We start from the raw sequence: 3,034 nt of genomic DNA, 5'->3' as shown, positions 1-3,034 counted from the left end.
TATTATTCAACGCAAAATTATACATATACCGAAGGTGTCGCTCTTCGAGAAAGGTCTCAGATAAATTTACTGTATCTACCTTAGCCTGTATATCTGCTTTACATAAGGTTACGCTAAATATTAAAATAATGATACTTAGTCTGATTAGTCGCATAGGTTGAAGTATTTATGAACATCCTTATTAATCTAGGAACTCCATTTATATATGATTTAATTTTCACACCCTGCTTTGTTTTAGTCTACAGGAAGGGGGCAATCTAAAGACGGGATTTTTATGGTGCCTCCGAGCATACCTATCCTAGATTTAATATGGCGGAAAAATGGCCCACTCACCCTACTCGGGTAAATCCACTTTTTGCTCTCACACCACTTGAACTCATACATTTGAAAACCACTAGAAAAAATATCCGGATCATAATTAGCGTAATAATACAAGATTGCTGAAAGGTAGATTTTGTCATCAATTAAAAAAATATTTGAGAATCGGAAGGCATAATTCATATTAGAATTTTGAATTAATTCATTACGCAAAAAACTATTTATTGATTCATGATCACTATGGTATAAATACTCAAAATCAAATTGTGAATTAAAATTAAACCTATCCATTGTGATGTCAAACATATTTACAAACTTTCCTCCTATTAGTGTATCTGGACTGATGAATAGTTCTAAATCCTCCATTTTTATTGGAAAGGTGTTGCTTACTATACAAACAAATTTATTTTCACTGGCATTTTTCATTAGTGCTCCGGTTCCTATATGAGGAAGATTAGGTTTATATTGGAAAAACATGCCATTCAACGCAAAATTATACATATACCGGAGATGCCTGTCCTCCAAAAAAGTATGTTCTACATCTATAGTATCCACCTGTCCTTGAGCTGCCATTTTGCTGGAAGAGGAAATCAATATTAAAAATATTGATAAATTTAGGATTAGTCGCATAGGTTAAAGTTTGAGTGAAATGGCTCGATATTTTTTATGAAGTCTAGGGATTTTTGTATCTCGAACAATGTTTGCACTTCATTTTCATACCAACCTGATTCCACTATTAGGTCTAATGGAAAACCATTTAATACGTAACCAATGTAATCAATTATTTCCCCAATTTCTCCAGTGGCTTCCCATAAGATAGTGGCCATTTCAATAACGTAATAATCAAGCATAAGTTGGTGCTGATCATCCCAATTGGTTCCATCGTATCCCATTCCTGTTAAAAGCAATTCGAAAGCATGCTGCTCGTCATTAATACTTGTAAATCCATAGTCTTCAATCAACCTCCGCCAAAGATCTGCATGTATCAATTCATGTATAAAGGTATTAAATAAGTCAAAGGTTGAGGTATTCTCACATTTATCAGAATTAAATATAATACCTACCTGTGGTGCATTATTATCGTCATATAAAATAGTTACAAATGCATTTGCATTTGTATTAATATTTGAGGCTTCATCAAAAGACTCTGATAATATATAAAGATGTCTATCATTTTCTAAATCTCGACCTAGAAAATAGTGCAATCTAGCACAAAATAAATGAGAATTTAAGGGGGATTCAAAATCCGGATTATTATCAAGAAGTATAGCCAAAAGACATTTTAGTTTTGAACAATCCCCCCCAATTCCAGATGTCATCACCCAATCATCCTCCCCGGCAAATTCATCCCTGATCATATCTCTATCAATAATGTTATTGGAGATTTCTATAATATCACCATTTATATTTGCTAACGCAGCTTGAAGTTGGGCATTATCTCCGCCTTGGGGACTATCGCACAAATTTTCAAGTATTGAAGCTACTGCTTCAGAAGGAGATTGATCATTGGAACACTTCTGGGTTACTCCATTGGCAATTGATAGTAGTTCCTCTATTGCATCCGGAGTAAATGAAAAATAGAAGCAATCTTTGTCAATATGATTTGGGTGAATGAATTCAATATCTGGTATTTCCTCAGTTTCAGGTGGATTGCCTGATCCGCTGCTTCCGCCTCCACCTCCAGTGCCGCCACCACCGCCACCGCCACCACCCGATGGTGGTTGCACCCAGCCTGTCCATGAATCACCCTGACACTCAATTGTTATATCAAAAGTGTGGGAATAAACATCAGAATTCCATCCATAATTAAAAACTTTCACTACCATAACATCTATTGTCACTTGTGTGCGTTCAGTACTAAAATTTGAATTAAATTCGTTTTGATTTTCATCTATCCAATTATAAATTGCCGGAGAATACAACCCTCTTGTCAAAAAGAGGAGATTACTATATTTTAATAGGGCTAAGGTTTCAGGACCAGTAAAACTATCTAAAGTAATTGTATTGGTATTTAGTTTATAGAAAACCTCATGAAGAGATTGAAAAGTAATTTGATAATAATCAATAAATGCAGAATATAAAATAAAAGAAGTGATTTTGCCATTTTTTATTAATGGAATGCTTATAACATAATTTGTCTCTGACTTGATATCAATTGTTGACCAATTTATTCTAGGAATACCATAGTAATTAATCATATCATAAAAATCAATTTGGAATAGGGAGTCAGAATAAATTTGATTGATAACAAACTCTAATAGATCAGAAGATGGAGAGTTAAATGACCTATATAAATACCTATCTCCGTCAATTGGAGGATTAATGATAGGACTTGTTTGAACAGGCATAATAAGTGAGCTGAAATTCTCAAAATTTTCCTTTGTTTCAAAAGCGTCGTCCTTATTACAAGAAATAAAAAGCAGGGAAAATAATAGACTAATTAATAATCCATACCAACGAAAGCCTTGATGCTTGATGCTTGATGCTTGATGCCATTTTAAGTGAGTTTATTAAGAAAAAGAAATCCAAATTTAATAACTTTTTAATATTTCACAACAATAATTTATTATTTTTTTACCCACCCCCACATAACCCAAAAAATTCCCTAACTTAGCACCCCAAACAAAAAAATATGCAAGCAAGCGACAAAATAGTCTGGAGACCGGATGCTGAGTTGATGGAAAATTGCAACCTGACGCATTATCGAAAATGGCTG

Annotated in this window: 3 protein-coding genes; all 3 read right to left on the bottom strand. The window is 33.8% G+C overall.

The features are described from left to right. Window positions 1–234: 234 nt before the first annotated feature. On the bottom strand, window positions 235–891 hold the full coding sequence (locus EA412_14680) for a hypothetical protein (protein TVR75893.1): 657 nt from the start codon (window positions 889–891) through the stop codon (window positions 235–237). A gap of 47 nt (window positions 892–938) precedes the next feature. Beyond that, window positions 939–2,666, bottom strand: coding sequence for a hypothetical protein (locus tag EA412_14675; protein ID TVR75892.1), 1,728 nt, complete (start codon window positions 2,664–2,666; stop codon window positions 939–941). Window positions 2,667–2,849: 183 nt separating this feature from the next. Beyond that, window positions 2,850–3,034 (bottom strand): hypothetical protein (locus EA412_14670; protein TVR75891.1); only part of this gene is annotated, 185 nt, incomplete at its 5' end.

This window comes from Chitinophagaceae bacterium, from assembly GCA_007695095.1.
GTDB lineage: Bacteria > Bacteroidota > Bacteroidia > Chitinophagales > REEL01 > REEL01.
This window is presented reverse-complemented; position numbering and strand designations above follow the sequence as displayed.

Coding starts and splice junctions, on each gene's coding strand:
- EA412_14680 (TVR75893.1), bottom strand. CDS start 891: ATGGCAGCTCAAGGACAGGTGGATACTATAGATGTAGAACATACTTTT.
- EA412_14675 (TVR75892.1), bottom strand. CDS start 2,666: ATGCCTGTTCAAACAAGTCCTATCATTAATCCTCCAATTGACGGAGAT.